Raw genomic sequence first — 1,472 nt, forward strand, 5'->3', positions numbered from 1 at the left:
GCCCGACCCCGACCCCGGCCACGACGCCGACGCCCTCGCCGGCCTGCTGCGCACCCCCGCGCGATGGGCCGTCGTCGGGCTCTCCACGAACACCGCACGCGCGGCCTTCGGGGTTGCGGCCTACCTCCGGCGCCTGGGGCACGAGGTCGTCCCCGTGCACCCCCGTGCCGAGGCGGTGCACGGCGCACCGGGGTACCGCAGCCTCGCGGAGGTACCCGGTGTCGTGGACGTCGTCGACGTCTTCGTGAACTCCGCGCGCGCCGGCGCGGTGATCGACCAGGCCGTCGCGACCGGGGCTCGCGCGGTGTGGCTGCAGCTCGGCGTGCACGACGTCGCCGCCGAGGAACGCGCCCGCCAGGCAGGGCTGACCGTGGTCAGCGACACCTGCCCCAAGATCGAAGGGGCGCGCCTCGGCCTGGCCTGACCCGCACCCGTCTACTCGTAGAAGAGTCGCTCGACGACGGCCCGCGCCCGACGACCGGTCCGCAGGTAGCTCTCCTCGAGCTCGGTCCCGGAGCCGGCCGGGTACCCCAGCAGACGCGCCAACCCGCTCAGGGCACGCCTGTCGTGCGGCAGGACGTCGGCCCCCGCTCCCCCGGCGCGCCCCGAGAGCAGCACGAGGGCGTCCCGGAGCCGCGAGCAGAGCACCCAGGCCTCGCGGAGGGTCTCGGCGTCCTCCTCCTCGACGAGGCCCTCGGCGGTCGCGGCTGCCAGGGCGTCCAGGGTCGAGGTGGTACGCAGCCCTTCGACCTGGTGCCCGTGCTGGAGCTGGAGGAGCTGGACGGTCCACTCGACGTCGCTCAACCCACCGCGCCCGAGCTTGAGGTGACGTGTGGGCTCGACGCCGCGGGGCAGGCGCTCGGCCTCCATCCGCGCCTTGAGCCGTCGCACCTCGCGCAGCATCGCGGGGTCGGCGCCACCGCGCGGGTAGCGCAGCGGGGCGACGAGCTCGAGGAACCGCTCGCCCAGGTCCACGTCCCCCGCGACGGGTCGCGCCCGGAGCAGCGCCTGGCTCTCCCAGGGTGAGGACCAGCGCTGGTAGTACTCGCCGTAGGAGGCCAGGGTCCGTACCAGCGGCCCGTTGCGACCCTCGGGACGCAGGTCGGCGTCGACCTCGAGGGCCGGCTCGGGGCCCATCTCACCGAGCAGCCCGCGCACACGCATCGCGATGGTCATGGCCTGGGACTGCGCCGCGGCGGCGTCGACCCCGGGCAGCGGGTCGTGGACGAAGAGGACGTCGGCGTCCGACCCGTACCCGGCCTCCTGGCCGCCGAGACGACCCATCGCGATGATCGCCGACCGGGTGAGCAGTCCGTCCGAGGTCTGGCGGGCCTCGAACTCCGCGATCCGCAGCGCCCCGGCCAGCGCGACGTCCGCGGCCGCGGTGAGGGACCGGGCGGCCGAGACCACCGATCGGGTGCCCAGCACCTCGGCGACGGCCGTCCTGGCGAGCTCCCGCCGGCGCACCGCAC

1 protein-coding gene and 1 pseudogene are annotated in these 1,472 nt (G+C 75.5%); one reads left to right on the forward strand and one right to left on the reverse strand.

Annotated features, from left to right (window positions below):
• On the forward strand, positions 1 to 424 hold a 424-nt coding region (locus tag L0B03_RS17820), incomplete at its 5' end, for a CoA-binding protein (RefSeq protein WP_374205026.1).
• An 11-nt stretch (positions 425 to 435) separates the two neighbouring features.
• Here L0B03_RS17820 and L0B03_RS17825 read toward each other — a convergent pair.
• Positions 436 to 1,472: pseudogene (locus L0B03_RS17825) on the reverse strand (bifunctional glutamine-synthetase adenylyltransferase/deadenyltransferase); the annotation flags it as partial.

The organism is Actinotalea sp. C106, assembly GCF_023630195.1.
In the GTDB taxonomy this organism is placed as follows: Bacteria; Actinomycetota; Actinomycetes; order Actinomycetales; family Cellulomonadaceae; genus Actinotalea.